23 protein-coding genes are annotated in these 26,933 nt (G+C 71.2%); 8 read left to right on the forward strand and 15 right to left on the reverse strand.

Going from position 1 to position 26,933, the window contains the following annotated elements; translation table 11 throughout:
- Positions 1 to 3 precede the first annotated feature (3 nt).
- The 6 genes from BM419_RS02670 to gloB form a co-directional block, all read right to left on the reverse strand.
- Positions 4 to 2,994, reverse strand: a complete 2,991-nt coding sequence (locus BM419_RS02670) for a 2-oxoglutarate dehydrogenase E1 component (protein WP_091681250.1) — start codon at positions 2,992 to 2,994, stop codon at positions 4 to 6.
- Between the two features lie 173 nt (positions 2,995 to 3,167).
- On the reverse strand, positions 3,168 to 4,052 hold the full coding sequence (sucD, locus tag BM419_RS02675) for a succinate--CoA ligase subunit alpha (RefSeq protein ID WP_091924831.1): 885 nt from the start codon (positions 4,050 to 4,052) through the stop codon (positions 3,168 to 3,170).
- Between the two features lie 2 nt (positions 4,053 to 4,054).
- A complete protein-coding gene (gene sucC, locus BM419_RS02680) occupies positions 4,055 to 5,251 on the reverse strand; it encodes an ADP-forming succinate--CoA ligase subunit beta (protein WP_020093726.1) in 1,197 nt (398 codons plus the stop codon).
- A gap of 112 nt (positions 5,252 to 5,363) precedes the next feature.
- Positions 5,364 to 6,326, reverse strand: coding sequence for a malate dehydrogenase (mdh, locus tag BM419_RS02685; protein ID WP_042671902.1), 963 nt, complete (start codon positions 6,324 to 6,326; stop codon positions 5,364 to 5,366).
- A 401-nt stretch (positions 6,327 to 6,727) separates the two neighbouring features.
- The gene (locus tag BM419_RS02690; RefSeq protein WP_012317921.1) at positions 6,728 to 7,303 is read right to left on the reverse strand and encodes a TetR family transcriptional regulator; all 576 of its coding nucleotides are present in this window, start codon (positions 7,301 to 7,303) and stop codon (positions 6,728 to 6,730) included.
- Positions 7,304 to 7,651: 348 nt separating this feature from the next.
- Entirely contained in the window at positions 7,652 to 8,428 is a 777-nt protein-coding gene (gene gloB / locus BM419_RS02695; RefSeq protein WP_091681252.1) for a hydroxyacylglutathione hydrolase, read from the reverse strand.
- A gap of 160 nt (positions 8,429 to 8,588) precedes the next feature.
- Here gloB and BM419_RS02700 point away from each other — a divergent pair, with 160 nt between their 5' ends.
- The 4 genes from BM419_RS02700 (at position 8,589) to BM419_RS02715 (ending at position 11,932) form a co-directional block, all read left to right on the forward strand.
- Positions 8,589 to 9,323 (forward strand): class I SAM-dependent methyltransferase, encoded by a 735-nt coding sequence (locus tag BM419_RS02700; RefSeq protein ID WP_042671901.1) that lies wholly within the window; start codon positions 8,589 to 8,591, stop codon positions 9,321 to 9,323.
- A gap of 5 nt (positions 9,324 to 9,328) precedes the next feature.
- Positions 9,329 to 10,042, forward strand: coding sequence for a MarC family protein (locus BM419_RS02705; RefSeq protein WP_091681254.1), 714 nt, complete (start codon positions 9,329 to 9,331; stop codon positions 10,040 to 10,042).
- A 616-nt stretch (positions 10,043 to 10,658) separates the two neighbouring features.
- Positions 10,659 to 11,492, forward strand: a complete 834-nt coding sequence (locus BM419_RS02710) for a nucleotide-binding protein (RefSeq protein WP_091924833.1) — start codon at positions 10,659 to 10,661, stop codon at positions 11,490 to 11,492.
- Complete coding sequence (locus BM419_RS02715) at positions 11,489 to 11,932, forward strand: hypothetical protein (protein WP_091681258.1); 444 nt, start codon at positions 11,489 to 11,491, stop codon at positions 11,930 to 11,932. The genes BM419_RS02710 and BM419_RS02715 overlap by 4 nt, the downstream gene beginning before the upstream one ends.
- A gap of 22 nt (positions 11,933 to 11,954) precedes the next feature.
- On the opposite strand, the gene pbpC is transcribed toward BM419_RS02715, so the two are convergent.
- From pbpC to BM419_RS02735, 4 genes are all read right to left on the reverse strand, one after another.
- Positions 11,955 to 14,027, reverse strand: coding sequence for a penicillin-binding protein 1C (pbpC, locus tag BM419_RS02720; RefSeq protein WP_244526981.1), 2,073 nt, complete (start codon positions 14,025 to 14,027; stop codon positions 11,955 to 11,957).
- A gap of 139 nt (positions 14,028 to 14,166) precedes the next feature.
- Positions 14,167 to 14,382, reverse strand: coding sequence for a hypothetical protein (locus BM419_RS02725; protein WP_020093718.1), 216 nt, complete (start codon positions 14,380 to 14,382; stop codon positions 14,167 to 14,169).
- A gap of 154 nt (positions 14,383 to 14,536) precedes the next feature.
- Positions 14,537 to 17,950 (reverse strand): acyl-[ACP]--phospholipid O-acyltransferase, encoded by a 3,414-nt coding sequence (locus BM419_RS02730; RefSeq protein WP_091924836.1) that lies wholly within the window; start codon positions 17,948 to 17,950, stop codon positions 14,537 to 14,539.
- A 154-nt stretch (positions 17,951 to 18,104) separates the two neighbouring features.
- Positions 18,105 to 18,374: a hypothetical protein gene (locus tag BM419_RS02735; protein ID WP_020093716.1), complete on the reverse strand. Its 270-nt coding sequence runs from the start codon at positions 18,372 to 18,374 to the stop codon at positions 18,105 to 18,107.
- Between the two features lie 190 nt (positions 18,375 to 18,564).
- On the opposite strand from BM419_RS02735, the gene BM419_RS02740 reads away from it, so the two are divergent.
- Together BM419_RS02740 and BM419_RS02745 are read left to right on the forward strand one after the other, a co-directional pair.
- A complete protein-coding gene (locus BM419_RS02740) occupies positions 18,565 to 19,575 on the forward strand; it encodes an SDR family oxidoreductase (RefSeq protein WP_091681262.1) in 1,011 nt (336 codons plus the stop codon).
- Positions 19,576 to 19,765: 190 nt separating this feature from the next.
- Positions 19,766 to 20,641, forward strand: coding sequence for an MBL fold metallo-hydrolase (locus tag BM419_RS02745; protein WP_091681264.1), 876 nt, complete (start codon positions 19,766 to 19,768; stop codon positions 20,639 to 20,641).
- Here BM419_RS02745 and BM419_RS02750 read toward each other — a convergent pair.
- From BM419_RS02750 to nthA, 3 genes are read right to left on the reverse strand one after another with little or no spacing between them, the layout of a single operon-like run.
- Positions 20,629 to 20,952, reverse strand: a complete 324-nt coding sequence (locus tag BM419_RS02750; protein ID WP_056525624.1) for a nitrile hydratase accessory protein — start codon at positions 20,950 to 20,952, stop codon at positions 20,629 to 20,631. The genes BM419_RS02745 and BM419_RS02750 overlap by 13 nt on opposite strands.
- On the reverse strand, positions 20,949 to 21,608 hold the full coding sequence (nthB, locus tag BM419_RS02755; protein WP_091681265.1) for a nitrile hydratase subunit beta: 660 nt from the start codon (positions 21,606 to 21,608) through the stop codon (positions 20,949 to 20,951). The genes BM419_RS02750 and nthB overlap by 4 nt, the downstream gene beginning before the upstream one ends.
- Positions 21,605 to 22,276 (reverse strand): nitrile hydratase subunit alpha, encoded by a 672-nt coding sequence (gene nthA, locus BM419_RS02760; RefSeq protein WP_091681267.1) that lies wholly within the window; start codon positions 22,274 to 22,276, stop codon positions 21,605 to 21,607. Before nthA ends, nthB begins: the two co-directional genes overlap by 4 nt.
- A 202-nt stretch (positions 22,277 to 22,478) precedes the next feature.
- On the opposite strand from nthA, the gene BM419_RS02765 reads away from it, so the two are divergent.
- Together BM419_RS02765 and BM419_RS02770 are read left to right on the forward strand one after the other, a co-directional pair.
- The gene (locus BM419_RS02765) at positions 22,479 to 23,183 is read left to right on the forward strand and encodes a sigma-70 family RNA polymerase sigma factor (RefSeq protein WP_091924839.1); all 705 of its coding nucleotides are present in this window, start codon (positions 22,479 to 22,481) and stop codon (positions 23,181 to 23,183) included.
- 165 nt (positions 23,184 to 23,348) lie between these two features.
- Positions 23,349 to 23,636, forward strand: coding sequence for a hypothetical protein (locus BM419_RS02770; RefSeq protein WP_244526978.1), 288 nt, complete (start codon positions 23,349 to 23,351; stop codon positions 23,634 to 23,636).
- A 111-nt stretch (positions 23,637 to 23,747) separates the two neighbouring features.
- On the opposite strand, the gene BM419_RS02775 is transcribed toward BM419_RS02770, so the two are convergent.
- Both BM419_RS02775 and BM419_RS02780 read right to left on the reverse strand, forming a co-directional pair.
- Positions 23,748 to 25,139 (reverse strand): amidase, encoded by a 1,392-nt coding sequence (locus BM419_RS02775; RefSeq protein ID WP_056525612.1) that lies wholly within the window; start codon positions 25,137 to 25,139, stop codon positions 23,748 to 23,750.
- 4 nt (positions 25,140 to 25,143) lie between these two features.
- Entirely contained in the window at positions 25,144 to 26,745 is a 1,602-nt protein-coding gene (locus BM419_RS02780) for an ABC transporter substrate-binding protein (protein ID WP_091681273.1), read from the reverse strand.
- Between the last annotated feature and the right edge of the window lie 188 nt (positions 26,746 to 26,933).

Below are 26,933 nucleotides of genomic sequence, written 5' to 3' on the forward strand. Positions count from 1 at the left end.
CGATCAGACCGCCAGGGCCTCGTTGAGGAAGGCCTGGAGCTGCGCCTGGTGCTTCGACATCTGGCCGACCGCCGTGGAGGCGGAGGCCGGACGGCCGACGTAGCGGGCGCGCTTCACCGCGGAGCCGGCCTGGCCGAGCACCCACTCGAGGTAGGGCTCGACGAAGGACCAGGCGCCCATGTTCTTGGGCTCCTCCTGGCACCAGATCACGTCGGCGTTGCGGAACCGGGCCATCTCGTTGGCCAGCGCCTTCAGGGGGAACGGGTAGAGCTGCTCGACGCGCATCAGGTAGATGTCGTTGAGGCCGCGCTTCTCCCGCTCCTCCAGCAGGTCGTAGTAGACCTTGCCGGAGCACAGCACGACGCGGCGGATCTTGTCGTCGCGCACGAGCTTGTTCTGCGCCCCCTCCTCCTCGGCGTCGTCCCAGAGGACGCGGTGGAAGGTCGAGCCCTCGGCGAGCGCGTCGAGGTTCGACACGGCGCGCTTGTGGCGCAGCAGCGACTTCGGCGTCATCAGGACCAGCGGCTTGCGGAAGTCGCGCTTCAACTGCCGACGCAGGATGTGGAAGTAGTTCGCCGGCGTCGTGACGTTGGCGACCTGCATGTTGTCCTCGGCGCAGGCCTGGAGGTAGCGCTCCAGGCGGGCCGAGGAGTGCTCGGGCCCCTGGCCCTCGTAGCCGTGCGGCAGCAGCAGCACGAGGCCCGACATGCGCAGCCACTTGCGCTCGCCGGACGCGATGAACTGGTCGATCACCACCTGGGCGCCGTTGGCGAAGTCGCCGAACTGGGCCTCCCAGAGGACCAGGGCGTTCGGCTCGGCGAGCGAGTAGCCGTACTCGAAGCCGAGCACCGCTTCCTCGGAGAGCATCGAGTTGATGATCTCGATCGCGGCCTGCCCCTCGCGGATGGCGTTGAGCGGCGTGAAGCGCTGCTCGTTCTCCTGGTCGATCACCACCGCGTGGCGCTGCGAGAACGTGCCGCGCTCCACGTCCTGACCCGACAGGCGGACCCGGTTGCCGTCGAGGAGCGTCGCCCCGAAGGCCAGGGCCTCGGCGGACGCCCAGTCGATGCCGACCCCCGTCTCCACCGCCTTGGCGCGGTTGTCCATGAAGCGCTGGATCGTGCGGTGCAGGTGGAAGCCGGGCGGCGCCTGCGTGATCCTGCGCCCGATCTCCTGCAGGGTCCCGGCCGGCACGGCGGTGCGGCCGCGGCGCGGGTCGTCCACGTCCTCGTGCACGGCCTTCACGCCGGACCAGCGGCCGTCGAGCCAGTCGGCCTTGTTGGCCTTGTAGTTGTTGGCGACGTCGAGCTCGCTGTCGAGCATCCCGCGGAACTCGGCCTTGCGGGCGTCGAGCGCCTCCTGGGTCACCGAGCCGTTCTCGACGAGCTTGCGGCCGTAGCTCTCCAGCACCGACGGATGCTTGCGGATCCGCTGGTACATCTTCGGCTGGGTGAAGGCCGGCTCGTCGCCCTCGTTGTGGCCGAAGCGGCGGTAGCACAGCATGTCGATCACGACCGGCTTGCCGAACTTCTGCCGGTACTCCACCGCGACCTTGGCGGCGAAGGTGACGGCTTCCGGATCGTCGCCGTTGCAGTGGAAGATCGGCGCCTCGACCATCTTGGCGACGTCGGACGGGTAGGGTGAGGAGCGCGAGAAGCGCGGATCGGTCGTGAAGCCGATCTGGTTGTTGATGATGAAGTGCACCGAGCCGCCGGTGCGGTGGCCCTTCAGGCCCGACAGGCCGAAGCACTCCGCCACCACGCCCTGGCCCGCGAAGGCGGCGTCGCCGTGGATCAGGAGCGGCAGCACCGTGCGGCGCTCGATGTTGGGCTTGGCCCACTGGTCCTGCTTGGCGCGGACCTTGCCGAGCACCACCGGGTCGACGATCTCGAGGTGGGACGGGTTGGCGGTGAGCGACAGGTGGACGTTGTTGCCGTCGAAGGCGCGGTCCGAGGACGCGCCCAGGTGGTACTTCACGTCGCCCGAGCCCTCGACCTCGGCCGGGGAGGCCGAGCCGCCCTTGAACTCGTGGAACACCGCCCGGAAGGGCTTGGCCATCACGTTGGTGAGCACGTTGAGCCGGCCGCGATGGGCCATGCCGAGCACGATCTCGCGCACGCCGAGCGCGCCGCCGCGCTTGATGATCTGCTCCAGCGCCGGGATCATCGCCTCGCTGCCGTCGAGGCCGAAGCGCTTGGTGCCGGTGTACTTGAGGTCGAGGAACTTCTCGAAGCCCTCGGCCTCGATCAGCTTGTTGAGGATCGCGCGGCGCCCCTCGGGGGTGAAGGAGATCTCCTTGTCCTTGCCCTCGATGCGCTCCTGGATCCACGCCTTCTCGGCGGGATCCGAGATGTGCATGAACTCGACGCCGAGGGTCTGGCAGTAGGTCCGCTCCAGGATGCCGACGATCTCGCGGATCGTGCCGAACTGCAGGCCGAGGACGTTGTCGAGGAAGATCGGACGGTCCCAGTCGGCCTCCTCGGTGAAGCCGTAATGCTGCGGGTGCAGCTCCTCGTGATCGCCCCGCGGCGCGAGCCCCAGCGGGTCCAGCTTGGCGTGCAGGTGGCCGCGCATCCGGTAGGAGCGGATCAGCATGATCGCCCGCACCGAATCCTTGGTCGCCTGCTCCACCGACACGCCGGTGGTGGCGGTGACGCTGTCCTGCGGCTTGCCGGGCTTGGGCTCCTTGGCTTCCCGCGCGACGATCTTGTCGCCGATCGCCTTCTCCAGGGCGCCCCAGTTGCCGTCGAGCGCCGAGACCAGCTCGCCGTTGAGCGGCACCGGCCAGTGCGGCTTCTCCCAGGAGGCGCCGGCGGCGTTCTTCTCGACCAGGGTCTCGTCCTCGCCGAGCCCCTTGAAGAAGGTCTGCCACTCCGGATCCACCGAGGACGGGTTGCGGGCGTAGGCCGCCTGCAATTCCTCGATGTAGGCGGCGTTGGCGCCGTACAGGAACGAGGTTTCGAGGAGCGCTTCGTTCACGTCCTGGCGTGCCATGGTGCGTCCATCCTGATCGCGCGGGCAGGCTCCCCTGCCCTCCGGGCTCCCCGTCAGCGCGGCGGAGCGCCCTCGAACCGAAACGGGGCGGGTGACCGCCCCGCTGAGATCGTCTGCACGCCCGATATGGGCGTCGCGGCCCTGCGATGGCCGCGACGCAGGCGCGCGGGCCTTTAGCCCTTCAGCACTTCGACGAGCGTCGAGCCCAGCCGGGCCGGCGACGGCGACACGCGGATGCCCGCGGCCTCCATGGCGGCGATCTTGTCCTCGGCGCCGCCCTTGCCCCCCGAGATGATCGCGCCGGCATGGCCCATGCGGCGGCCCGGAGGCGCCGTGCGGCCGGCGATGAAGCCGACCATCGGCTTCTTGCGCCCGCGCTTGGCCTCGTCCTTGAGGAACTGCGCCGCCTCCTCCTCGGCCGAGCCGCCGATCTCGCCGATCATCACGATCGACTCGGTCTTCGGGTCGGCGAGGAACAGCTCCAGCACGTCGATGAACTCGGTGCCCTTCACCGGGTCGCCGCCGATGCCCACCGCCGTGGTCTGGCCGAGGCCGGCATTGGAGGTCTGGAACACCGCCTCGTAGGTCAGCGTGCCCGAGCGGGACACGATGCCGACCGAGCCCGGCCGGAAGATGTTGGCCGGCATGATGCCGATCTTCGATTCGCCCGCCGTGACGATGCCCGGGCAGTTCGGCCCGACGAGGCGCGACTTCGAGCCCGTCAGCGCCCGCTTCACCCGCACCATGTCGAGCACCGGGATGCCCTCCGTGATGCAGACGATCAGCGGCACCTCGGCGCTGATCGCCTCGCAGATCGCGTCGGCGGCGCCCGGCGGCGGCACGTAGACCACCGAGGCCTCGGCGCCGGTGGCGTCGCGCGCCTCCGCGACCGTGTCGAAGACCGGCAGGCCGAGATGGCTGGAGCCGCCCTTACCGGGGCTCGTGCCGCCGACCATCTTGGTGCCGTAGGCGATGGCCTGCTCGGAGTGGAAGGTCCCGTTCTTGCCGGTGAAGCCCTGGCAGATGACCTTGGTGTTGGCGTCGATCATCACCGACATGATCAGGCTCCCTTCACGGCGGCGACGATCTTCTGGGCGGCGTCGTCGAGGTCGTCCGCCGGGATGACGTTGAGGCCGGAATTGCGGATGATCGCCTTGCCCTGCTCGACGTTGGTGCCCTCGAGGCGCACCACCAGCGGCACCTGCAGGCCCACCGCCTTCACGGCCGCGATCACGCCGTTGGCGATCACGTCGCACTTCATGATCCCGCCGAAGATGTTGACGAGGATCCCCTTCACGTTCGGGTCGGCGGTGATGATCTTGAACGCCGCCGTGACCTTCTCCTCCGAGGCGCCGCCGCCGACATCGAGGAAGTTCGCCGGCTCCTCGCCGTAGAGCTTGATGATGTCGAGCGTCGCCATGGCGAGGCCGGCGCCGTTGACCATGCAGCCGATCGTGCCGTCGAGCGCGATGTAGGCGAGGTCGTATTTGGACGCCTCGATCTCCTTGGCGTCCTCCTCGGTCTCGTCGCGGAGCGCCATGATGTCCGCGTGCCGGTAGAGGGCGTTCGAATCGAAGGCCATCTTGGCGTCGAGGCACTTGAGGTGCCCATCGGCGGTCAGCACCAGCGGATTGATCTCCAGAAGGCTCATGTCCTTGGCCACGAAGGCCGCGTAGAGCTTCTCGGTCAGCGCGGCCGCTTCCTTGGCCTGGGCGCCGGACAGGCCCAGCGCCTTGGCGACGGCGCGGCCGTGGTGGGGCATAACGCCGGTGGCCGGGTCGACCGCGATCGTGTGGATCTTCTCGGGCGTGTCGTGGGCGACCGCCTCGATGTCCATGCCACCCTCGGTGGAGACCACGAAGGCGACGCCGCCCGTGGCGCGGTCGACCAGCATCGAGAGGTAGAACTCCTCGGCGATCTGGGCGCCCTCCTCGATGTAGAGGCGGTTGACCTGCTTGCCGGCCGGGCCGGTCTGGATGGTCACCAGCGTCTGGCCGAGCATCTCGCCGGCGAACTGCTTGACCTCGTCGATCGACTTGGTGACGCGCACGCCGCCTTTGGCGCCCTCGGGCGCGCCCTTGAAGGTGCCCTTGCCGCGTCCGCCCGCGTGGATCTGGCTCTTGACGACCCAGACGGGGCCGCCGAGCTCCTTGGCGGCGGCCTCGGCCTCCGACGGGTTGAAGATGGCCACGCCGCGGGAGACGGGCAGGCCGAACTCCTTCAGCACGGCCTTGGCCTGATATTCGTGGATATTCATCGGAGCCTCGTAAGGAGGAGCGAATAGGTGGCAGCGGGCGGCGCGTAGAGAAATCGAGTGATCGAGATGCGAATCTCCGACCGCTACGCGCTGCCCGGTATCCGCTTACCGGTCAGGCGAGGCTGCTGTCGACGCCCTTGCAGGCCTCGATGAGTCCCGTCACCGAGGCGACCGACTTGTCGAACATGGTCTTCTCGGCCGCGTCGAAGGTCACCTCGAGCACGCGCTCCACGCCGTTGGCACCGATCACGATCGGCACGCCGATGAACATGCCCTTCACGCCGTACTGGCCGTCGAGGTAGGCGGCGCAGGGCAGGACCCGCTTCTTGTCGCGCAGGTAGCTCTCGGCCATGGCGATGGCGGAGGCGGCGGGCGCGTAGAAGGCCGAGCCGGTCTTGAGCAGGTTGACGATCTCGCCGCCGCCCTTGCGGGTGCGGTCGACCATGGCGTCGAGCTTCTCCTGGGTGGTCCAGCCGAGCTTGACGAGGTCGGTCAGCGGCACGCCCGCCACCGTCGAGTAGCGGGTCAGCGGCACCATGTCGTCGCCGTGGCCGCCGAGCACGAAGGCCGTGACGTCCTCCACCGACACCTTGAACTCCTCGGCGAGGAAGTGGCGGAAGCGCGCCGAATCCAGCACGCCGGCCATGCCGACGATCTTGTTGGTCGGGACGCCCGAGAACTTCTGCAGCGCCCACACCATGGCGTCGAGCGGGTTGGTGATGCAGATCACGAAGGCGTCCGGCGCGTGGGTCTTGATGCCCTCGCCGACGGCCTGCATGACCTTGAGGTTGATGCCGATCAGGTCGTCGCGGCTCATGCCGGGCTTGCGCGGCACGCCGGCGGTCACGATCACCACGTCGGCGCCCTTGATGGCGGCGTAGTCGCTGGCACCCGCGTAGGTCGCGTCGAAGCCCTCGACCGGGGCGGCCTCGGCGATGTCCAGCGCCTTGCCCTGCGGCACGCCGTCGACGATGTCGAACAGCACCACGTCCCCGAGATCCTTGAGGCCGGCCAGAAGGGCCAGGGTGCCGCCGATCTGGCCGGCGCCGATGAGCGCGATCTTGTTGCGAGCCATGTCGGATGTGTCTCCGCTGCGTTCGACTTCGGTGATGCGTTGCGCGAGGCCGGAGCTCCTCGTCCGTCAGGGTCCGAGGCCGGATTCGCCACTCTGAAATCTGCGCGGCTGTGTGGCCGAAAAGCACCGTGGCTTCAACCCGATGAGGGCCGCGCGGGCGGCGTGTCCAGGCCGTCGGATCGCCCTCGAGCGTCCCGACGGTGCCTCCGAAACGTCAACGTCGCGAGTGTTTTAGGTGCAGTGCACCCTGGCGCGGGACGGTCGCGAAGCCGCGATGACAGATCTGGAATCCTGTCATTTCGGGTCGCGGCGGGCGGCGTGCGGCGCGGGAGGGCGCACGAACGACGAAGGCCCGGACAGTCTGTCCGGGCCTTCGAGAGAGCCTGTGGGTGCGCGCCGGATCAGAGGATGCCGGAGCGCAGGACCCGCTGGATCGCGTGGATGACGGCCCCGAACCGGGCCTCGATCAGGTCGCGCGGCACCTCGGCATCGTGCTGGATCGCCAGCGGATGCGTGAAGCGGTAGCTCGCGTCGAAGATGTAGGCGATCGCCCGTTCCCGGTCCCGGGCCGAGAAGATCCCGGAGGTGATGCCCTCCTCGACCACGCGCTCGACGAGGCTGCGCAGCCGCACGCGGTGCCGCCGGGCAATCGGCCGTGCCGAGACGGTGGCGTCGAGATGGACCGCGAACAGGTTCGGCTCGTCGAACAGGGCGTCCCGCTGGACCGTCGCGAGGGCGGTCAGGAGCCGCTCGATCTTGTCATCGGCGGGATCGGGCGCGTCGGCGATGCCGGCTAGCCGGGCTTCGACCTCGCGCAGCCAGCGGCCCGCCACCGCGTCGAGGAGCGCGTCCTTCGACGGGAAGTAGCGGTACACGTTCGCGTGCGTCATGCCGGCCTCGGCGGCGACGGCCACGACCGTCACGCGCTTGGGCCCGAGCCGCGAGAGGTGCTCGGTGGCGATCCCGAGGAGCCGCACGTCGGCCGCGACCGGCGCCCGCGGGCGGGCGGGACTGGCCGCCTCACCGCTCTCGCGGAGTGTGCCGGATTCGGCGTCGGCGACGGTGATCTTGGCCTTGGCGCTGAGCGCCTCCTCCTTGGACCCGTCGGACTCTGGCTTGAGGAAAGGAAGCGGAAGGCGGGAAGTGGACAGGTGGTAGGGCGAGACGGACCCCCATCATACCGGCTGAAGCGTCCCGGCGCTTCGCGTTGACGTTACGGCTTCCCCCCGGGAGCCCGGTTACCTGAGCGGATTAGGACCGCTTAAACACCCCTATGTGTCAGTTTGCCTTGAGAAGGCAACAAATTTTTCTCGTTATCACCTGCGTCAGAAGCGGTTCTTCCACGCCCGCAAGGCGACGAACACCGCTTCGGGATCGCTTTCCGGCGGAAGGTCGACGGATCGCGCCAGGGCCGGCTGCCCGCTGCGCAGGAACGGGTTGGTCGCCCGCTCCGCACCCATGGTCGAAGGGATGAGGAACCGCCCCTCCGCCTGGGCGCGCTCGGCCTCGGCGAGGCGCTTCCTCAGCTCCGGGTTGTCCGGATCGGCCGCCAGGGCGAAGCGCGCGTTGGAGAGTACGTAGTCGTGGCCGCTGAAGACCTGCGTGGCGTCGGGCAGGTCGTCGAAGCGCCGCAGGGAGCGGTAGAGGGTCTCGGGCGGGCTCTCCATCACGCGCCCGCAGCCGAGGGTGAACAGGGTGTCGCCGGCGCAGACGAGGCCGGCTTTCGCGAACCAGTAGGTCACGTGGTCGGCGCAGTGGCCCGGCGTCTCCCAGACCTGCGCCTCTAGGCTGCCGACCGTGACCGTGTCGCCCTCCCGCACGGTCACGTCCACCTGTGGGACCGCGTCGCCGGCCCTGGCGGGGGCGACCACCCGGGCGCCGGTCGCCCGCTTCACCTCCGGGATGCCCTCGACATGGTCGGCGTGCCGGTGGGTCACGAGGATGTCGGTCAGCCGCCAGCCGGTCTCGTCGAGGGCCCGGAGGACCGGTCCGGCCTCCGGCACGTCGATCGCCGCGCAGGCGCCGGTCTGCGGATCGCGGATCAGCACGCCGATGTTGTCGCTGCGGCAGAGGAAGGTGCGAATCTCGGTCTCGGCGGCCATCGGACGGGGTCTCCCAAGAACGCGAACGGGCGCGAAGCGGCGCGAAATCTGTTGCCGTGAACAGGTGATGGTCCGGCGAGGTTCCTCCGGCGCTTGCCGCGCGGCGCGCGGCTCACCATTGAGTACGACGACCGTTCCGTCCGCGATCTCCTGTCCCTCCATGCGCCTCGACGTCAACGGCTTGCGGGCCTTCTACGCCAGCCCTCTGGGCCGCACGACGCACCGCGTGGTCGGCCGCGCGCTCCACGACTTCCTCGGCTCGGTCTCGGGGCTGCGCGTCCTCGGGATCGGCTACGCGACGCCGTATCTCGGGCCGGTCCACTGCATCGCCGAGCGCACCCTCGCCTTCATGCCGGCCTCGCAGGGCGTGGTGAACTGGCCGGGCACCGGGCGCTCCTGCGCAGCGCTCGCCGATCCCACCATGATGCCGCTGCCGGAGGCCGCCATCGACCGGGTCATCCTGGTCCACGCCCTCGAATCGGTGGAGAGCCCGACGGAGCTGCTGCAGGAGGTCTGGCGCACCCTGACGCCGGGCGGCCGCATGATCCTCGTCGTGCCCAACCGCCGGGGCGTCTGGGCCCGCCGGGAGGCGACGCCCTTCGGCCACGGCCAGCCCTACAGCCGCTCGCAGCTCGGTCGGCTCATGCGCGACACGCTGTTCTCACCGGTGAGCTGGGCCGAGACCCTGTACATGCCGCCGGCCCGCTCGCGCCTGATGCTGCGCACCGGGCCCGCCTGGGAGTGGCTCGGCACCGGCCTGTCCCTGCCCTTCGCGGGCCTGCACGTGGTCGACGCGACGAAGCAGCTCTACCGGCCGGTGGCCGTCCAGCAGGTGCGTCGCGCCCGCCGCCTCGCGCCGGCCCGGGTGCTGGTGCCGGCCCCCTCCCCGGGTTGACCCCGATGAGCCTCGACTTCACCACCCAGCAGTTCCTGCTCGCCCTGTCGGCGCTGTTCTCGATCGTGAACCCGGTCGGGGGCGCCTTCATCTTCGCGCAGGTGGCGGGCGCCTTCAGCCACGCCGAGCGCGTGCTGCTGTCGCGCCGGATCGGCGTCTACGCCGCCCTGGTGATGCTCGGCGCCCTCTGGGCGGGCACGCCGATCCTGAACTTCTTCGGCGTCACCCTGGGTGCGCTGCGCATCGCCGGCGGCCTCGTGGTCATGTCGTCGGCCTGGACCCAGCTGAACCGGCCCGAGGCCCGGGAGGCGCGCAAGCAGGCCGAGGCCTCCGGGTCGGCGGGTCGCGGCCCGGCCCCCGCGGAGCCGCCGGGCGACCCGGCCCCCGGCCCCCTCGCCGACATCGCCTTCTTCCCCCTGACGCTCCCGTTCACCACCGGGCCGGGGACGATCGCGGTCGCCATCACCCTGGGGGCCAACCGGCCGGAGGCCTACGCGGAGCGCTTCGGCTTCTACATCGGCGTCACGCTGGCGGCCCTCGCGGTCGCCGCCACGGTCGCGGTTCTCTACGCCTCCGCCGACCGGGTCGTCGCCTTCATCGGCCCGGCCCGCGCCCGGGTGATGGGCCGCCTCTTCGCCTTCCTGCTCCTGTGCGTCGGGACCCAGATCCTGGTGAACGGCCTCATCGACGTGTTCGCGTCCCTCGCCGCGGCGCGGTGACGACCGGGTCACCGCCGACAGGGCAGGGCAAGGCCCGCGGCCCAGATGACCCGCGCGGATTCCGGCCGGCCGAATCGATCGAATTGCGGACGATGTCCGGGATGTTGTGTGTTCATCCAGATATAATAGTCGTACTTCGCTCATCATTGCATATTTTATAAATATAAATCTTCATTAACGATCTCATTCTAGAGCATTCGTCGAGGAGAGATCCGATTTTTCGAGGCTTGCGTCCTCCCTAGGTCCGAGCATGATCATGCATGGCCCTCGGCCGCGGCGAGGAAGACTTGCGGCCGGAGCCGTCGGCGAAGCGGATCCAGCAACGGAGTGCAGATCGTGGCGACGGACGTCATCGCGGAACCCGAGCGTCGGCCGTCCACATCCGGGCCACGAGCACGAGGCGGCCGCGCCTCTGCCGACCCGTGCACGACCGGATCCCGCGCGTGATGCGACCGGCATCCCGGGCGCGCCGTCGAGCCGGCGCGCGCCGCGTCCCGCCCACGCGGGCCGTGCGGCCCGGCCCGAGCCCGTGAACCCCCGAGATCCCGCAGCCCGGTGCCGCGCGCGGAGCGCGCGTCCGGCGGCCACCCCGCGCGTATCAGCAAGGAGACACCGCATGACCGACACGACGCAGAGCAAGGTTCCGGCCTGGTACAGCCCGGACGAGATCCAGGACATCCAGCGCGATCTCCTGGGCGCCGCCGCGAAGGTTCTCGTGCTCTGCCTCGGCGGCAAGGGCGGCGTCGGCAAGACGACCATCGCCCTCCAAGTGGCCGATCTCTGCGCGGAGGTCGGTCCGGTGCTGGCAATCGACACCGACCCGGCCAACCGGCACTTCCACACGGCGCTCATGCAGGAGACCACGCCCGGCAGCGACAACTTCGTCCCGCGCCGTCCCGGTATCACCGCCATCCGGCAGCGGCTGCGCGCCGAGGACAGCACGGGCTGCGTCGACCCGACCCTGTGCCAGGACCTGATCGAGCGCGTGACCGAGGCGGCCGAGCGCCTCGTCGTGGTCGACTTCCCGGCCGGCGACACCGAGACGACCCGTCGGTGCACCGAGATCATCGTGGAGAGCTGCCGGGAGGCGAATGTCCGCCTCGCCGTGGTCGTCGCGGCCGGCGCGGTGGATCCCACAGCCCTGGAGGTCCTGCGCGAGCTCCGGCCCATGCTGATCGAGTGCGACCGGGCGATCCTGGCGAAGAACACCGCCCAGGCGACCAATTTCGACTATCTCGAATCGTCCGATCTCGTGCGATCCCTGCGGAAGCAGTCGAACTTTCGCGTCATCGAGATCGAGCGGATCGGCGAGCGGCTGATCGAGGCCCTGCGGGTGCAGAACACGACCTGGCAGGCCTTGGCGAACAGCGCGCCGATGCGCCTGCGGGTCGAGGGCCGCCGCCTGCGGCGCAACTTTCACACGGCGTGGCGGGATGCCCTCCGGCCGTGACCAACCTCGAGCGGTTCTACCGGTCGGTCCACGGCCGCGATCTCCAGCCCTGGGAGCGTCAGCTCGCCGTGCGGATCGCGGCCGCCCTCAACACCACGACGGACGACGACTTCGTCGTCCACCTGCTGCTGGTGTACATGTCCACCAACGCCATCACGAACATGTACAACGAGCTGGTGGCGGCGCGGAACGGTCTCGCCGAACACAACCGGGACCTCATCGGGTCGCTGACGGCGGACCTGCGGCGCAACAGGCTGATCACCGCCGTTCTGCTCGGCGCGGCCGCCCTCGGCGTGCTCGTGAGCGTCGGGATCCTCTCCACTGTCCTCAACCTGTCTTACGGGTCCGCGGCCAGCGCGGCGCGCCTCGCCGCGGCGCTGGAATCCTGCGAGGCGCGCGGCCCGGCCGGCGCCCAGCGCGGCCTCGGGATCGGCCGCTGAGCCGAGGGAACCCGCCGTCGGCTCACTCGAGGCGGACGGACACGCTGTCGGTGGCGCCGGTCGTGTCCAGGACCGAGATCCGCGCGAAGCCGGCGCCCCCCGGGGCCCACTCGGCCTTCCGCCGCGGCGTCTGCACGACCGGCTGACCGTCGACCAGCCAAGTGAGCGGCGGCACGCCGCCCAGGGCCTTGAGGGCGAGACCCGGGCCGCCCGCCGCGGCGCCGTGCCGGTCCGCCGCGAGGCCGAGATCGATCCGCGCCCCGTCCGGCGGATAGGCGATCCGCAGCGACGGTCCCGCCGCCTCGGCCGCCTCGCGCCGCAGGTGCCGCAGCGGCGGCGGCAGGCCCGCCGTCCCGACCACCAGCGCGTCCCGCGGCTGGGGCACCGGCTCGGTCTCGATCCCGAGGCGCGCGAAGGCGTCGAACAGGATCGGCGCCGCGACGGTGCGGCCCACCAGCCCCGGCACCGCGGCACCGTCCGGGCGCCCGGCCCAGACGACGATCGTCGCGTGGCGGTCGAAGCCGGCGGCCCAGGCGTCGCGGTACCCGTAGGAGGTGCCGGTCTTGTAGGCGATGCGGTTCGGAAGGGCGTTCTCCGGCGGCGGTGTCCCGCGCAGGATGTCGGCGATGTACCAGGCCGCCACGGGCTCGGCGACGCGGTGCCGGGATTCGGCCGCGACCCCGTCGGCGCGGCGCAGCAGGTCCGGAACCGCGCCGCCGCGGGCGAGCCCCGCGTAGAGCCGAGCGAGGTCGGTGACCGTGATGCCGAGGCCGCCCAGCGCGACCGGCAGCCCCGGGGCCGCCTCCCGCGGGAGCTGGATCCCGGCCCCGGCGGCGCGCAGCCGGGCGATGAAGCGGGCGGGACCGACCGCGTCCATCAGCTCGACCGCCGGCACGTTCAGCGAGAACTGCAGGGCCCGCCGGGCCGTGACCGTGCCCTGGAAGGTCAGGTCGAAATTCTCCGGCGCGTAGCTCGCCGAGAAGCGCGCCGGGCGATCCTCCAGCAGGGTCTCGGGATGCGCGAGACCGTCCGCGAAGGCCATGGCGTAGACGAAGGGCTTCAGCGCGGAGCCGGGCGAGCGCACCGCCAGGGTCATGTCGATGGCGCCGCGCCGGGCGGGGTCCAGGTAGCCGGCGCTGCCGACCTGGGCGAGCACCCGGCCGTCGCGGTTGTCGAGGACGAGGATCGCGGCCGAGAGGTCCGGGCCGGCGGCGGCGGCGCGCTCGGCCGCCAGGGTTTCCAGCCGCTCCTGCAGGCGCCCGTCGATCGCGAGGCGGATCGTGGCGGCACCGGGATCGGCCGCCACCGCCTCCTCGGCGGCGTGCGCCGCGAGCATCGGGAACGGCTTGCGCGCCGTCGGCACCGGCTCGGCCCGGGCGGCCTCGGCCTCCGCCGCCGTGAGGATGCCCCGCGCGACGGCCACCGCCAGGACCCGGTCGCGGGCGGCGCGGGCGCGCTCGGGGAACCTGTCCGGACGGCGGGTCTCGGGCGATTGCGGCAGGGCGACGAGCAGGGCCGCCTGCGCGGCGGTCAGCCGGACCGGCTCGCGCCCGAAATACGCGACGCTCGCCGCGCGCACGCCCTCCAGCGGGCCGCCGTAGGGGGCCAGCGCCAGGTAGAGGTCGAGCAGCCCGGCCTTGCCGAGGCGCCGCTCCAGCGCGACCGCCCGCACCATCTGGCGGAGCTTGGCCTCGAGCGACCGCTCGCGCCGCGGCTCGACGAGGCGCGCCACCTGCATCGACAGGGTGGAGGCGCCGGACACGATGCGGCCGCGCGTCAGCCACTGGCCGGCGGCGCGCAGCACCGCGGCCGGGTCGATGCCGGGATGCGCGGCGAAGCGGCGATCCTCGTAGGCGAGCAGCATCGCCCGGTAGCGCGGATCGACCGCCTCCGCGGTGACCGGCAGGCGCCAGCGCCCGTCCGTGGTCGCGAAGGGGCGCAGCAGCGTGCCGGACCGATCCAGCACCACCGTCGAGCGTGATTCGGCCGCGGCCAGGTCGAGGGGCGGCAGCGCGTCGGCGTAGCGCCAGAGCGCGGCGGTGCCGGCCCCCAGGAGGCCGAGACCGAGCGCCGTCGCCCCGAGCGCCGCGCGCAGGCCCCTCGCCCGCTTCCGGGGAGGCGCCGACGCGCGCGGATCCGACCCGTCGTGCGGCACGCATCCTCCCGGTCTCGGCTCCGACGGCGCAGGATCCCGTGTTCCCGCGCGCCCGGCAAGCCCCCGGCGGAGCCGGCCTCTAGGCCGTGCCGACGCCTCGCAGGTCCTCGAAGGCGGGTCGATCCGGCCGATTCATCCGGATCGGGAACGGCACGACGTTGGAGGGCATCGCGGCTGCCGGTGTCTCAGGGGGCTGCGCCGCCTTGCGCGCCTTGCCGGGCTTCGCCCAGCGCTCGATCCGCTTGAAGTAGGTCCGCCTCGCCAGCCAAGCCGGAACTCGCCTGCCCTTCCGCATGATCTGTCCCTCGCCGTTGCGTACCGAGTCCCCCTCAGACCCGCGCCCCGAACGCGTCAAGCGGTTCGAATCACGGCTGTATTCACGATACGAGCGGATCCCGGGGAGCACCGCATCCCCCGTTTGGGTGACGCGGGAGGCCCGGCCGCGACCGTCAGGCCGCCGCGTTCTCCTTCGCCCGCTCCAGCGCGAGCTTCGTGACGGCCACTTGGTCGACCTTGCCGGTGCCGAGCATCGGGATCGCGTCCAGCACCACCACCTCGGCGGGGATCGCGACGTCGGAGGCGCCGCGGCCCTTGGCGAAGCTCTGGTAGGCGGCCCGGGTCGCGCCCTTCTCCTGCGTGAACAGGATCAGCCGCTCGCCCTTGCGGGCGTCCGGCACCGCCGCGACGGCGCTCGGGCGGTCGGGCCAGAGTTCGGCGGCCAGGGACTCGATCCCGGCGAGCGACACCATCTCGCCGGCGATCTTCGCGAAGCGCTTGGCCCGACCCTTGATGGTGACGAAGCCCATCGGGTCGATCGCCACGATGTCGCCGGTGTCGTGCCAGCCGCCCGGCGGCGGCTCCAGCACGCCGGGCTTCTCGGCGCGCAGGTAGCCCAGCATGATGTTCGGCCCGCGCAGGGACAGGCGGCCGCCCTCGTCGATTCCCGGCACCGGCTCGAGGCGGGTCTCGATGCCGGGCAGGATCCGCCCGACTGTGCCGAACCGGTTGAACATCGGCGTGTTGAGGGCGACGACTGGCCCGCACTCGGTGACGCCGTAGCCCTCCAGGATGCGCAGCCCGAACTTCTCCGCCCAGGTCTTCCGGGTGGTCTCCTTCACGGCCTCGGCGCCGGCCACGACGTAGCGCAGGGAGCGCAGGTCGTAGGAATGGGCCGACCGGGCGTAGCCCGTGAGGAACGTGTCGGTCCCGAACAGGACGGTGCTGTTCGAGCCGTAGATCAGCTCCGGCACGATCCGGTAGTGCAGCGGCGACGGGTAGAGGTAGACCGGCACCCCCGAGACCAGGGGCAGGACCAGCCCGGCCGTGAGCCCGAAGGCGTGGAACACCGGCAGGACGTTGAACACCTTGTCCATCGGGCCGAAATCGATCCGGGCCGCCACCTGCGCCACGTTGGCGAGCATGCAGCGGTTGGCGAGCACCACGCCCTTCGGCGTGCCCTCGCTGCCCGAGGTGAACAGCACCGCCCCCGGATCCTCACCGGCGCGCGCCACCAGGGGGCGGCGCGGCGCTAGGAGGCCGCGGATCTTGTCCCCCGTCGTGATGCCGGCCCGCACGTCCTCCAGGTAGATCAACTCGACCGAGCCGCGGATCGCCTCGACGAGCGGGCCCAGCCGTCCCTTCTCGATGAAGGCCCGGGAGGTCAGGATCTTGCTGACCTCCGCCGCCCGGCAGGCCGAGAGCACGTTGGCGGGCCCGGCTGAGAAATTGATCATCGCCGGCACCCGGCCCGCGGAGGCGAGGGCAAACAGCGTCACCGCGGCGCCGTTGGCGTTCGGCAGCATGACGCCGATCCGGCCGCCCACGGGCGCCAGCGGCATCAGCTTGCGGCCGAGGATATTGGCGCCCATCACGAGCCGGCTGTAGCTGAGGCGGCCGCCGACCGGATCCTCCAGGGCGTTGCGGCCCCAGCCGTGGCGCTCGCCCGCCTCGATCAGCGCCGCCATCAGGCCGCGGTCGATGTCGGCGGTGCGGAACACGAGGTCCGACATGATCCCGTAGAGGGCGGCGCCCGCCGCCTGCCGCCGCGCCTTGCCCTTGAGCGCGGGGTCCACGATCAGCCGCACCGGCGGCATCACCGTCACGGTCACCTTGGGCCACCAGCGGCGGCGCACCTGCCCGCGCGACAGCCGCGAGAAGACGGTGCGTTCCAGGCCGTCGAGCTTCACCGGGACGACCATCGCGCCCGACTTGTCGCCGATCAGCCCGGCGCCGTCGTAGACCTTCATCAGGCTGCCGGTGACCGTGAGCCGGCCCTCGGGGAAGATGATCAGGGTCTCGCCGCTCTTGACCGCGTTGATCAGCGTCCGGGTGGCGAGCGGCCGGGTCGGGTCGAGCGGCATCGCCTTGGTGATGCGCAGGAACGGGCGCACCCACCAGCGCTGCGCGATCCCGCTGTCGATGGCGAAGACCGGCTCCTGCTCGAGGAGCGACAGCGCGAGCGGCGCGTCGAGGAACGAGACGTGGTTGAGGGCGATGATGGCGTTCGGGCCGGCCGCCGCGAGGTTGTCGAAGCCGCGAACCTCCAGCCGGTAGAAGGCCCGGAACAGGATCGACAGGAAGTCGCGGAACGGGCTCGTCGGCAAAGTCGCGAACACGAGCGCGCCGACGATCAGGTTCAGCACCGCCACCACCGCCAGGAGGCTCGCGATCGTGAGGCCAGCGCCCTGCAGCGCCGCGAGCGCCAGGGTGCCGGCGACCATGAAGGCCGCCGTCATGACGTTGACCGCGCCGATGATCCGGGCACGCATCGCCTTCTCGGCCCAGGCCTGCACGGCCGCGAAGGACGGGACGATGTAGAGGCCGCCGGAGATCGCCAGCCCGAGGAAGTCGATCCCGGTGCGCAGGCCGTGGCCGGTCTGCAGGAAGCCGAGGGGGCCGATCGGCTCGGCGGGCGGGGCCGGCAGGTGGCCGATCGTCCACGCGAGGTCGAGGCCGAACAGGCCCATCAGCACCGCGCCGACCGGCGTCGGCAGCAGCACGATCCGTCCGCTGGCGAGCCACGAGGCGAGGCCGGAGCCGACCGCGATGCCGATCGAGAACAGCGCCAGCAGCAGCGTGATCACCGTCTCGGTGCCGTTGAAGGCGCCGCGCACCAGCACCGGCAGCAGCGACAGCACCACCACGCCGACCAGCCAGAACCAGCTCACCGTGAGCGAGCCGCGCCACAGCCGCGTGTCGGCCCAGAGGTCGCGCAGCAGCGCGTAGGTCGAGCGGGCGACGTTCGGGTCGACGCGCAGGTCCGGGGCGCCCTCGCCGGTCGCCGGGATCATCCGGGCCGAGAGCCAGCACAGGACGGCGAAGCCCATCACCAGGACGCCGAACACGAGTCCCGAGCCGCCCATCGCCGAGGCCGCGCCGGCCGCGATCGTGCCGAGCAGGATCGCCAGGAAGGTCGCCGCCTCCACGAGGGCGTTGCCGGCGGGCAGCTCCTCGCGCCGGAGATGGTCCGGCAGGATCCCGTACTTGATCGGGCCGAACAGCGCCGCGATCGTCCCGAACAGGCCGAGCGCCACGAACAGAACCGGGATCGAGTGCAGGAGGAAGCCGAGCACGGCGGTGCCGGCCGCGAAGATCTCGGCGAACTTGAGCCGCCGCGCCATCAGCGCCTTGTCGTAGCGGTCGGCCCACTGGCCGCCGAGACCCGACAGGATGAAGAACGGCCCGATGAACACGGCGCTCGCGAGTGTCACGAGGACGCCGGCATGGGCGTCCGCCTGGCCGCCGATCCCGAACAGGATCAGGAAGGCGAGCGCGTTCTTCAGGAAATTGTCGTTGAACGCCGAGAAGAACTGGCACCAGAACAGCGGCGCGAAGCGCCGCGCAGACATCAGGGTACGGAACATGGCGATCTCTCGGTTCCGAACCTGACTGGCCCACGAGAGACCGTCAGGTCAAATCGGACCGAGGCGAACGCACAGGGATCGCGGGGGCCGCGCGGCCGGGCCGTGTGGACCGGCACGGCTCAACGCCGCCCGGCCGTCGATCCGCTCCCGCGCGTCAGGCCTTGTGGACGAGCCGGCCGCGCCGCGCGACGGCGGCCCCGGCATGCCGGGCGATGAACGCGTGGAGGGAGGCGCCGAGATCGTAGGACCAGTACACGTGGGCCGCGAGCGTCGTGAACACGAGGAGCGCGGCCCCGACCGCGCAGGCCGGCACGAGCAGCAGGCCGGTCAGGACCATCCCGACGGCGGTCCGCTCGGCCAGGGACGCCTGCGGCCAGGGATCGATCGGGAGCGAGAAGAGGGAGAAGCGTCGTCCAGTGCGCATGGCTGCGACCCTCGATGGTTCGGCATGACGCGGTACAGGCAGTCAACAGCGGCCGCGGTCGGACGTTGCGTCCCGGTCCGCGAAATCGGCGTCGCGATCGGTATCCCCGTGACGTTCCGGCCCAATCGGGCGGCGCAACCGAGCGCGCCGCACCGTGTTGCCGGTTCGGTCTGTCGCGGATGAGGTCGGTATGGCACGGGTTGCGGTCGTTACGGGGGGCACGGCCGGAATCGGGCTCGCCACCGCGCATGAATTCGCCGCGCGCGGCTGGTCGGTCGCGGTGATCGCGCGGGATCCCGGCCGTCTCTCCGCGGCCGAGCGGGCGCTCGCCGCCTACGGCCAGCCGGTGCTGGCGATCGGCGCGGACGTCGCCGACCCGGAGGCCGTGGACGCGGCCGCCGAGCGGGTCGAGCGCGAGCTCGGCCCGATCCGCGCGTGGGTGAACAATGCCATGTCGACGGTGGTGAACCCGGCCGACCGAATCACCCCGGACGAGTACCGGCGGGTGACCGAGACCACCTATCTCAGCCAGGTCTACGGGACGCTCGCCGCCCTGCGCCGCATGAAGCGGCGCGACCGCGGCGCGATCATCCAGGTCTCGTCGGGCCTCGCGATACGGGCGGCGCCCCTGCAGGCGCCCTACTGCGCGGCCAAGTTCGCGGTCTCGGGCTTCACCGACGCCCTGCGCTGCGAGCTGCTGCACGACCGGGTCAATGTCAGCCTCAGCGTGATCTACCTGCCGGCGGTCAACACGCCGCAGTTCAACTGGGCGCGCAACCGCACCGGCCACCGCCAGTACGCGCCGGACCCGGTCTTCGACCCGCGGCTCTGCGCCGACGCGATCCTGTACGCGGTCGAGCACCCGCGCCGGGAGGTCTGGGTCGGCCGGTCCTCGGTGATGATGGCGGCCGCCCAGGCGCTGGCGCCGGCGCTCGCCGACCGCAAGGCCGCCTCCATGTGGTCGGCCCAGCTCTCCGAAGAGACCATCCCCGAGATGGCGGGCAATCTCGAGGCCCCCGTGCCCGGCCCGGCCGGGATCGACGGGCGCTTCTCCGGTCGGACCAAGGCGAGCCGCGCCGAGTTCGTCACGAGCCGCACCCGCGACGTCGTGGTCGGCGGCCTCCTCGGCTTGGCCCTCGTCGGCCTCGCCGGCACCGTCCACGCCGCCCGGTCGGCGCGCCGCCTGCCCGGGCGGACCTGACGGCTGCCGAGCCCGATCCCGTCGACAGGCCTGCCACCGTCATTGCGAGCGGAGCGAAGCAATCCACGGTGACGCCCTGCCCGGAGAACGCCCTCTGCCCTGGGTCGCTTCGCTGCGCTCGCGATGACGGGGACGGCGAGTTCAACTAGGGCCGTATCGCACGCACCGCCCCCGAGGAAGGTCCCAGACGATGCCCGGCTATCTGCCCTTCGCGGGCGCCCTGAAGCTGCCCGCCTACACCTGCGACAATTGCGGGTTCTGGCAGCGGCACTTCGAGACGCCGGCCGCCTGCCCGATGTGCCTCGACGCCCGCCACGTCGTGCCGCAGGACGGCTGGCGCTTCCGCACCGCCCGCGAGGCGCAGGACGCCTTTCCCTGCCACTGGCAGGAGCTCGAGCCGGGCGTCTGGCGCTTCTGGAACGAGCCGGTCTCCGGCATCGGGCCGTCCGCCTACCTAATCCAGACCGAGCACGGGAACATGGGCTTCGAGGGCTGCCCGGTCTTCAGCGAGGCCGCCCTCGACCAGATCGAGCGGCTCGGCGGGATGGCTGTGCTCTCGGCCTCGCACCCGCATTCCTACGGGGCGCTGACGCAGCTCCAGGACCGGTTCGACCCGGAACTCTGCCTGCCGGCGGCCGACTTCACGTGGAGCGCGGCGCTGCAGGTGAGCTGGCCCTACGACGATTTCCTCGAGCCGTTGCCGGGGCTGGAGCTGCACCGCACCGCCGGCCATTTCGATGGCCACGCGATCCTGTACGACCGCGGGCGGAAGATCTGCTTCTGCGGCGACGCCCTGAAGTTCGAGCTCGACCCGGCGGATTTCCGACGCGCCACCACGATCTCGGCCCACAAGGCCTTCGTGCGCGGGGTGCCGCTCACGCCGAGCGAGCTGCGCCGCTACCGCGACGTGTTCGAGCGCCTCGACTTCACCCAGACCTGGACGCCGTTCGAGCCCGCCCGCAATTGCGGGCGGGCCGAGGTTCTGGCCCTGCTCGACCAGCTGATGAGCGGCCGATCGCACGCCGCGCCGGTGCCGCTCGACAGCCTGCGGGCTCAGGGCCGGTAGAGCGGGTCGTTCTCCAGGCGGATCGGCTGGCCGTGGGGCGTGGCCTCCGCGGCCCGCAGGAAGGCCTCGGTCCGCGCCGCGACGCTCTCGGGCCCCGCCACGCCCCGCTCGGCCAGGAGCGCTTCCAGCGTCGCGAGCCACGCGCCGTAATCGGCCGCCTGCTCGGGGGCCTCGGTGGGGCGGATCTGGCGGCCGAGGCGGTCCGCCCATTCCGACCACGTGAACAGCCCGGATTCGCGCAGGGAGACCACCAGGGCGAAGACCTGCGCCTCCCAGGGCGCCGCGAAGGGGCTGGGCGACGGCGCGGTCACGAGGGGTCCAGGTACGGTTCGAAGGCCGCCACCGTGACGACTCCGCCCGGGTCGCCGCTCTCGCCCCACAGCTCCTGCGCGGTGAAGGCGACCGTGTAGAGCCAGGTCGGGTTCTCACCCGACCCGTAGGCGTTGGTGTCGGGGAAGACGTAGACCCCGTCGACGCGCACGATCCGGCCGCGCTTGCCGCGCACGTAGCGGGGCAGCCGCGTGTGGCCGGTCGGGTGGCTGTTGCGCGCCAGGACGGCGTCGCCGACCGCGAAGCGCGCCGGGGCATCGGCGGCGCGGCTGCTCGGGAAGCCGGCCCGGAAGCGCTGCTCCAGGCCCTCGCGGGCCAGGACCCGCGCGACGGGCTTGGCCTTCTCCGCGGATCGGCCGCTCGCCAGTTCGGCCGGCGTCACCAGCCCGGTGCCGACGACCTGCTTCTCCAGCGCCCTGAGCCAGATCTCGTAGTAGCTCGACGCGAGATATTCCGCCGGCGGCAGGGATTCGCGGTTGGCCCGGCTGCCGTCGAGGTTCCAGGCGCCCGTGTAGCCCATGGCCATGGCCAGCGCGAAGACGCGGCGCTCCCACGCGGCGTGGAAGACTGGCTCGTCCGGCTCCGGCACCACCGGCCCGAAGCCGTGCGCCCCGCCGAGATCCTGGGCTCCGTTCATACCGGCATCTCCGCGGGCGCGACCGGGATCGCCCTGGGCAGGCCCGTACCGATCATGGAATCGCGGGTGACGAGGGCGGCCAGGGCCTCCTCGGAGAAGCCCTCGGTCTCGGCCGGGCGCATCGGCAGGACCATGTAGCGGGTCTCGGCCGTCGAGTCCCAGACGGTGATGCGGGTGGTTTCCGGCAGCGTCACCCCGAACTCGGCGAGCACGCCGCGCGGGTCGATCACCGCCCGCGCCCGGTAGGGCGGCGCCTTGTACCAGACCGGGGGCAGGCCGAGCACCGGCCACGGGTAGCAGGAGCACAGGGTGCAGACGACGAGGTTGTGGATCTCCGGCGTATTCTCGACCACCACCATGTGCTCGCCGCCGCGGCCGCCGATATCCAACTCGGCGATGGCCGGCGTGGCGTCGGCCAGGAGCCGCGCCCGGAAGGCGGGATCTGTCCAGGCCCGGGCCACGACCCGGGCCCCCGCGTGGGGGCCGACCTTGGTCTCGTAGAGCTCGACCAGGGCATCGAGGGCCGCCGGGTCGACGTAGCCCTTCTCGGTGAGCAGCGATTCCAGGGCGCGCACCCGGGCCTCGACCGGCGACAGGTCGCTGCCGTGGTGATGATCGTGGTGGTGATCGTCGTGGCCATGCGCGTGCTGCGCGTGATCGTGGGTCATCCCGCTCTCCTGACGCTGCGCACTCTGCATCGACCGGCCCGCCGCTGCCAGCCCGGGGGGCCGGATCCGGCCGCCGTTGTCACCCCGGTCACCATGCTTAAATTCCCTGTCACAATTGGGAGCGTTTGGCATCGGTTCAGGATTCCACCGCTACCGACGTTAGAGCTATTCCAGTATACCAGCGTTGGAGGCGGAACCGTTCATGACTGAGGACGCTGCGGACCGGCCAGACGGAGGCGCGGGCACCCGGGACGGGGCCGGCTACGCCGCTTCCATCGGCCAGCACCTCGCCCTGCCGATCCGGGAGTATTTCAAGGTCGTGGAGCTGGAGCCCCTGCCGGCGCAGCTCGCGGCCCTGGTGTCCCGCTTCGAGGCGGCGGTCACGGCGCACGGCGAGACGGTCCCCTTCGACTTCCGCGGCGACATCATCAAGGCCCTGCCGGCCCTGCGCACCTTCGCCCTGTCGCTCGTGGGCGACGTGAGCCGCGCCGACGACCTGGTGCAGGAGACCTTCGTGAAGGCCTGGGCCAACCAGCAGCGGTTCCGGCCCGGCACCAACTTCACCGCGTGGCTGTTCACGATCCTGCGCAACCAGTTCTACACCGACCTGCGCAAGACGCGGCGGGAGGTGGAGGACGTGGACGGGACGCATGCCGGGCAGATGACCAGCCCGTCCGACCAGGAGGATGCCAGCACCCTCAAGGTCGTTTGGGAGCGTCTCGGAGACCTGCCCTCCGCGCAGCGCCAGGCGCTGCTGCTGGTGGGTGCCGAGGGCCACACTTACGAGGAGGCCGCGGTCATGCTCGGCTGCCAGGTCGGCACCGTGAAGAGCCGGGTCAGCCGTGCCCGGTCGTCGCTCCTCGACACGCTCGGCGTCGTCGTAGCCGGGCAGGTTCCGGCCGCGTGATCGATCCGTCCCCGAACGGCGCAGCCTGACACGGCCGCGCTCCAGCACCGCCGCACGCAGGATGTGGATCCGCCGCCGGGCCCGCGCCGATCCTGTGCGCGTCGTCACGAGAACCGGACGCCGCGGCCCTTATGGTCGATGTCAGTCATCGATTCGGGGGCGCACATGCAGCACGTGTCCGCAGACAACGACAGGGTGGCGCAGTGGTGCGCGGCGCATCCCGTCCTTCTCGCCTTCGGCCTGTGCGCGTTCGGCCTCGCCGTCGTCGCCGCGGTCTGGGGATTCGGGATCCTCACGCCGGCCACGGCCACGGTCATCGCCTTCATCTATGTGGCCTGCCTGGGCGGCTTCCTCATGGAGTACCTCGGGATCAATGAACTCATCAGAGGCTTGAGATTCCTCTGGTTCATTCTGACGGGCGTCTGGTGGCTGTTGACCTTCTGGCGGGCGTGACGGGGCCGTGGATCCCGTCTCCGCGTCTCCGGATCGCCCGCGGTCTCCCGCAGGATGGGGGCGTCGGCAGGTCCGCTGCCGAACGCCGGAGGCGCCGAGACTCCGCGGGTCTCACACCGGCGGCCGGCGCAGGTGCCAGTCGGTCGCGCGCTGGTAGGCCTGTCCGATCCGCAGCGCCGTCGTCTCCTCGTAGCCGCGGCAGACGATCTGCAGCGAGAGCGGCAGCCCGGACGCGGTGAAGCCGTTCGGCAGCGCCAGGGCACAGAGATCGAGCAGGTTGCCGAAACGGGTGAAGCGCGACGGGAGGTGCGCCTCGTCGACGGCGTCGAGCGCGACGGCCGCGCTCTCCGTGGTCGGCGTCAGGAGGGCGTCGATGCCCGCGAGGGCGGCGTCGTACTGCTGCTTCATTGTGGCCCGGCGGTGGAGCGTGCCGAGATACTCCTGGGCCGAGACGTTCGCGCCGGCCAGGATCCGGGCCCGGACGGCGTCGCCGAGCTGGGCGGACGGATCCTCCGCCAAATCCCCGTTGACGAAGTAGGCCTCCGCGTTGGTGATCTGGCTCATGGCCACGCAGTCGCTGAACCGGAACGGCAGGACGACGTCGACGATCTCGGCGCCCTGCCGGGCCAGGAGGTCGAGGGCCGCGTCGTAGGCGGCCAGCATGTCGGGGGCGACCCCGTCCCGCTCCGAGGCCGGCATCCGGCCGAGGCGCAGGCCGCGGACCCCGCGGTTCAGCGCCGGCCAGGGCGCGTCCGGTGCGACCCCGCGGGTCGTCGGATCGCGGGGATCGGGGCCGGAGATCGCCTCGTAGAGCAGCGCCGTGTCCTCCACGGTGCGGGCCAGCGGTCCGGGCGTGTCGAGGGTCATCGAGAGGGGCACGATCCCCCAGGTCGAGACGCGCCCGACCGTCACCTTGAGGCCCGTCAGCCCGCAGAAGGAGGCCGGCAGGCGCACCGAGCCGCCGGTATCGGTGCCGATGCCCCAGGGCGCCATCCGGGCCGCCACCGACACGCCGGTGCCGCTGCTCGACCCGCCGGGGGTGCGCGGCGTCTCGGCGTCCCAGGGATTCCACGGCGTGCCGAGATGCTGGTTCGTGCCCCAGCCGCCGTAGGCGAACTCCACCGTGTGGGTCTTGCCGAGCACGATCATGCCTTGGCCGATGAGGCGCCGGGCGATCGTCGCGGTGCGCGCGGCCCGGCGCGCCCGGTGAGCGGCCGAGCCGCCCATGGTGATCCGGCCCTCCAGGTCGATCAGGTCCTTGAGCACGACCGGGACGCCGTGGAGCGGCCCCACGGCGTGGCCGGACCGGATCGCCCGGTCGGCCCCCTCGGCGGCGAGGCGGGCATCGGCGGCGAAGACCTCCGTGAAGGCCTGGAGCTTCGGCTCCAGCCGGTCGATCCGGCCGAGGAGGGCGTCGACGGCGTCGACCGGCGAGAGGGTCCGCGCCTGGATCGCGCGGCCGAGCTCGGCCGCGGAGGCGTGTACGGGATCGATGTCGGGCATAGGGTCACTGCACGCTGACGAGGGTGAGGTCGACGAACCAGGATTGCGGCGAGACGAAACCCTGGACCTTCTTGGACATCCCGCGGGGATTGAGGTCGTGGACGACGAACAGCCAGGGCGGATTGTCCACGAGGCGCTCGTGGGCGACCTTGGTCTGGGCGTCGATCACCTTGGCGTCGGTGGTCTCGGCGAGCGCCTTGAGGGCCGCGTCGAACGCGTCGTCCTTCCAGTTGGGGAAGTTAAAGCCGGCCGGCGGGAACCGGTCCCCCGCGAAATAGCGCGCCATCACGGCGGCGTCCGAGGAGGGCGAGGAGACGTTGAGCGCCATCGCGCCCTGGAGGCTCTGCGCATCCGGCAGCGCCCGGCTGGAATTCAGCAGCACCTGCCACTCGACCACGTTGAAGCTCAGATCGACGTTGCAGGCCTGCTTCAGATTTTCCTGCAGGTACTCGTTCATCGGCATGGGCAGCATCTGGCCCGAGCCTGAGGAGGAGATCATCACCTTAAGCTTCAAGGGCTTGGCATCGGTGAAGCCCGCATCGGCGAGCAGCGCCTTTCCCTTGGCGGCATCGAACGTGTAGCGATTCTTCGGGGACCCGAAATTCGGGTCCTTGTCGTTGAGCCAGCCCGAGGCCGGCTCGGCCGTGCCGTTCAGCAATTCGACGATGCCGGCGCGGTCGACGCAGTAGTTCAGCGCCTGCCGGACGCGGACGTCCTTCAGCGGGCTGTCCTTCGCACCGATATTGTAGATGTACGGCCAGACATGCGGGTACGAGCCCGTGGTGATGGTGAAGCCCGCCTGCTTCATCGACGGGATCGCGTCGGGCGCCGGCACCTCGATCCAGTCGACCTGGCCGGCCCGCAGGGCGGCGACGCGGGCATTCGCCTCCGGGATCGGCAGCAGCCGGACCTTGTCGACCTTGGCCATCCGGTTCGGGTCCCAGTAGCCGTCGAACTTGGCGAGATCGACCGCCTCCCGCGGGGCGACGCGGGTGATCCTGAACGGGCCGGTGCCGGCCGCCGGCAGGGCCGCGACCTTGCTCCAGTCGCGCCCGGCCTTCTCGAAGGAGGCGGGCGAGGTGAAGAGCAGGTAGACCACCATGTAGGGGAAGTACGAGGCGACCTGGGTGGTGGTGATCTGCACGGTCGACTCGTCGATCTTCCTGTAGCTCCCGACCAGCGGCGCCCGCGCCCGGGAGATGCCCGCGCCCTGCGGCTCGAATTGCGGGCTGTCGTTCTTGAAGTAGCGGTCGAGGTTCCAGATCACCGCGTCGGCGTTGAACGGCGTCCCGTCGTGGAACTTCACGCCCTGGCGCAGGTGGAAGGTCCAGACCGCCTTGTCGTTCGGGTCCTGCTCCCAGCGCTCGGCCAGCGCCGGGACGATGCCGGCGAGCTTGGTGGTGCTCTTGAGGTCCCACTGCACCAGCCCCTCGAAGATCGGGTAGCCGAGGAAGCGCATCCCCTCGAAACCGTTGTTGGGCATGCCCGTCGTGGTGGGGATGTCGCTCGCCGTCATGGCGATGCGCAGGACGCTCTCGGCGCTGGCCGATCCCGTCAGGGCCACGGTACCCGCCAGGGCGGCGGCAATCAGGCGGCGAAATGTCATCCGGATCCCAATCGTCGAAGTTGCGGCGCGCCGGGCGCAATTCCCGCGCCACGCTCAGGCTTAGGCCCTGCGTCCGGCGAACAGAAGATGCCGGACGTCGCCCCTTGCGCGTGGCGCCCGCTGCGCCACGATAATAAAAAATGCGAGTCGCCAGCCCGGACGGCCGGCCCCCGAAGGAGACGCCCGTG

Origin of the sequence: Methylobacterium sp. yr668, assembly GCF_900116245.1 — a bacterium.
Taxonomy (GTDB): domain Bacteria; phylum Pseudomonadota; class Alphaproteobacteria; order Rhizobiales; family Beijerinckiaceae; genus Methylobacterium.

Excerpts from the sequence above, each read along its gene's own strand:
- BM419_RS02710 (WP_091924833.1), top strand. The coding sequence starts at position 10,659 with ATGACCGACACGACGCAGAGCAAGGTTCCGGCCTGGTACAGCCCGGAC.
- BM419_RS02735 (WP_020093716.1), bottom strand. The coding sequence starts at position 18,374 with ATGCGCACTGGACGACGCTTCTCCCTCTTCTCGCTCCCGATCGATCCC.
- sucC (WP_020093726.1), bottom strand. The coding sequence starts at position 5,251 with ATGAATATCCACGAATATCAGGCCAAGGCCGTGCTGAAGGAGTTCGGC.
- BM419_RS02745 (WP_091681264.1), top strand. The coding sequence starts at position 19,766 with ATGCCCGGCTATCTGCCCTTCGCGGGCGCCCTGAAGCTGCCCGCCTAC.
- BM419_RS02780 (WP_091681273.1), bottom strand. The coding sequence starts at position 26,745 with ATGACATTTCGCCGCCTGATTGCCGCCGCCCTGGCGGGTACCGTGGCC.
- BM419_RS02740 (WP_091681262.1), top strand. The coding sequence starts at position 18,565 with ATGGCACGGGTTGCGGTCGTTACGGGGGGCACGGCCGGAATCGGGCTC.
- BM419_RS02770 (WP_244526978.1), top strand. The coding sequence starts at position 23,349 with ATGCAGCACGTGTCCGCAGACAACGACAGGGTGGCGCAGTGGTGCGCG.
- BM419_RS02725 (WP_020093718.1), bottom strand. The coding sequence starts at position 14,382 with ATGCGGAAGGGCAGGCGAGTTCCGGCTTGGCTGGCGAGGCGGACCTAC.
- mdh (WP_042671902.1), bottom strand. The coding sequence starts at position 6,326 with ATGGCTCGCAACAAGATCGCGCTCATCGGCGCCGGCCAGATCGGCGGC.
- BM419_RS02775 (WP_056525612.1), bottom strand. The coding sequence starts at position 25,139 with ATGCCCGACATCGATCCCGTACACGCCTCCGCGGCCGAGCTCGGCCGC.
- nthA (WP_091681267.1), bottom strand. The coding sequence starts at position 22,276 with ATGACCCACGATCACGCGCAGCACGCGCATGGCCACGACGATCACCAC.
- BM419_RS02765 (WP_091924839.1), top strand. The coding sequence starts at position 22,479 with ATGACTGAGGACGCTGCGGACCGGCCAGACGGAGGCGCGGGCACCCGG.
- BM419_RS02705 (WP_091681254.1), top strand. The coding sequence starts at position 9,329 with ATGAGCCTCGACTTCACCACCCAGCAGTTCCTGCTCGCCCTGTCGGCG.
- sucD (WP_091924831.1), bottom strand. The coding sequence starts at position 4,052 with ATGTCGGTGATGATCGACGCCAACACCAAGGTCATCTGCCAGGGCTTC.
- BM419_RS02730 (WP_091924836.1), bottom strand. The coding sequence starts at position 17,950 with ATGTTCCGTACCCTGATGTCTGCGCGGCGCTTCGCGCCGCTGTTCTGG.
- nthB (WP_091681265.1), bottom strand. The coding sequence starts at position 21,608 with ATGAACGGAGCCCAGGATCTCGGCGGGGCGCACGGCTTCGGGCCGGTG.
- BM419_RS02670 (WP_091681250.1), bottom strand. The coding sequence starts at position 2,994 with ATGGCACGCCAGGACGTGAACGAAGCGCTCCTCGAAACCTCGTTCCTG.
- gloB (WP_091681252.1), bottom strand. The coding sequence starts at position 8,428 with ATGGCCGCCGAGACCGAGATTCGCACCTTCCTCTGCCGCAGCGACAAC.
- BM419_RS02700 (WP_042671901.1), top strand. The coding sequence starts at position 8,589 with ATGCGCCTCGACGTCAACGGCTTGCGGGCCTTCTACGCCAGCCCTCTG.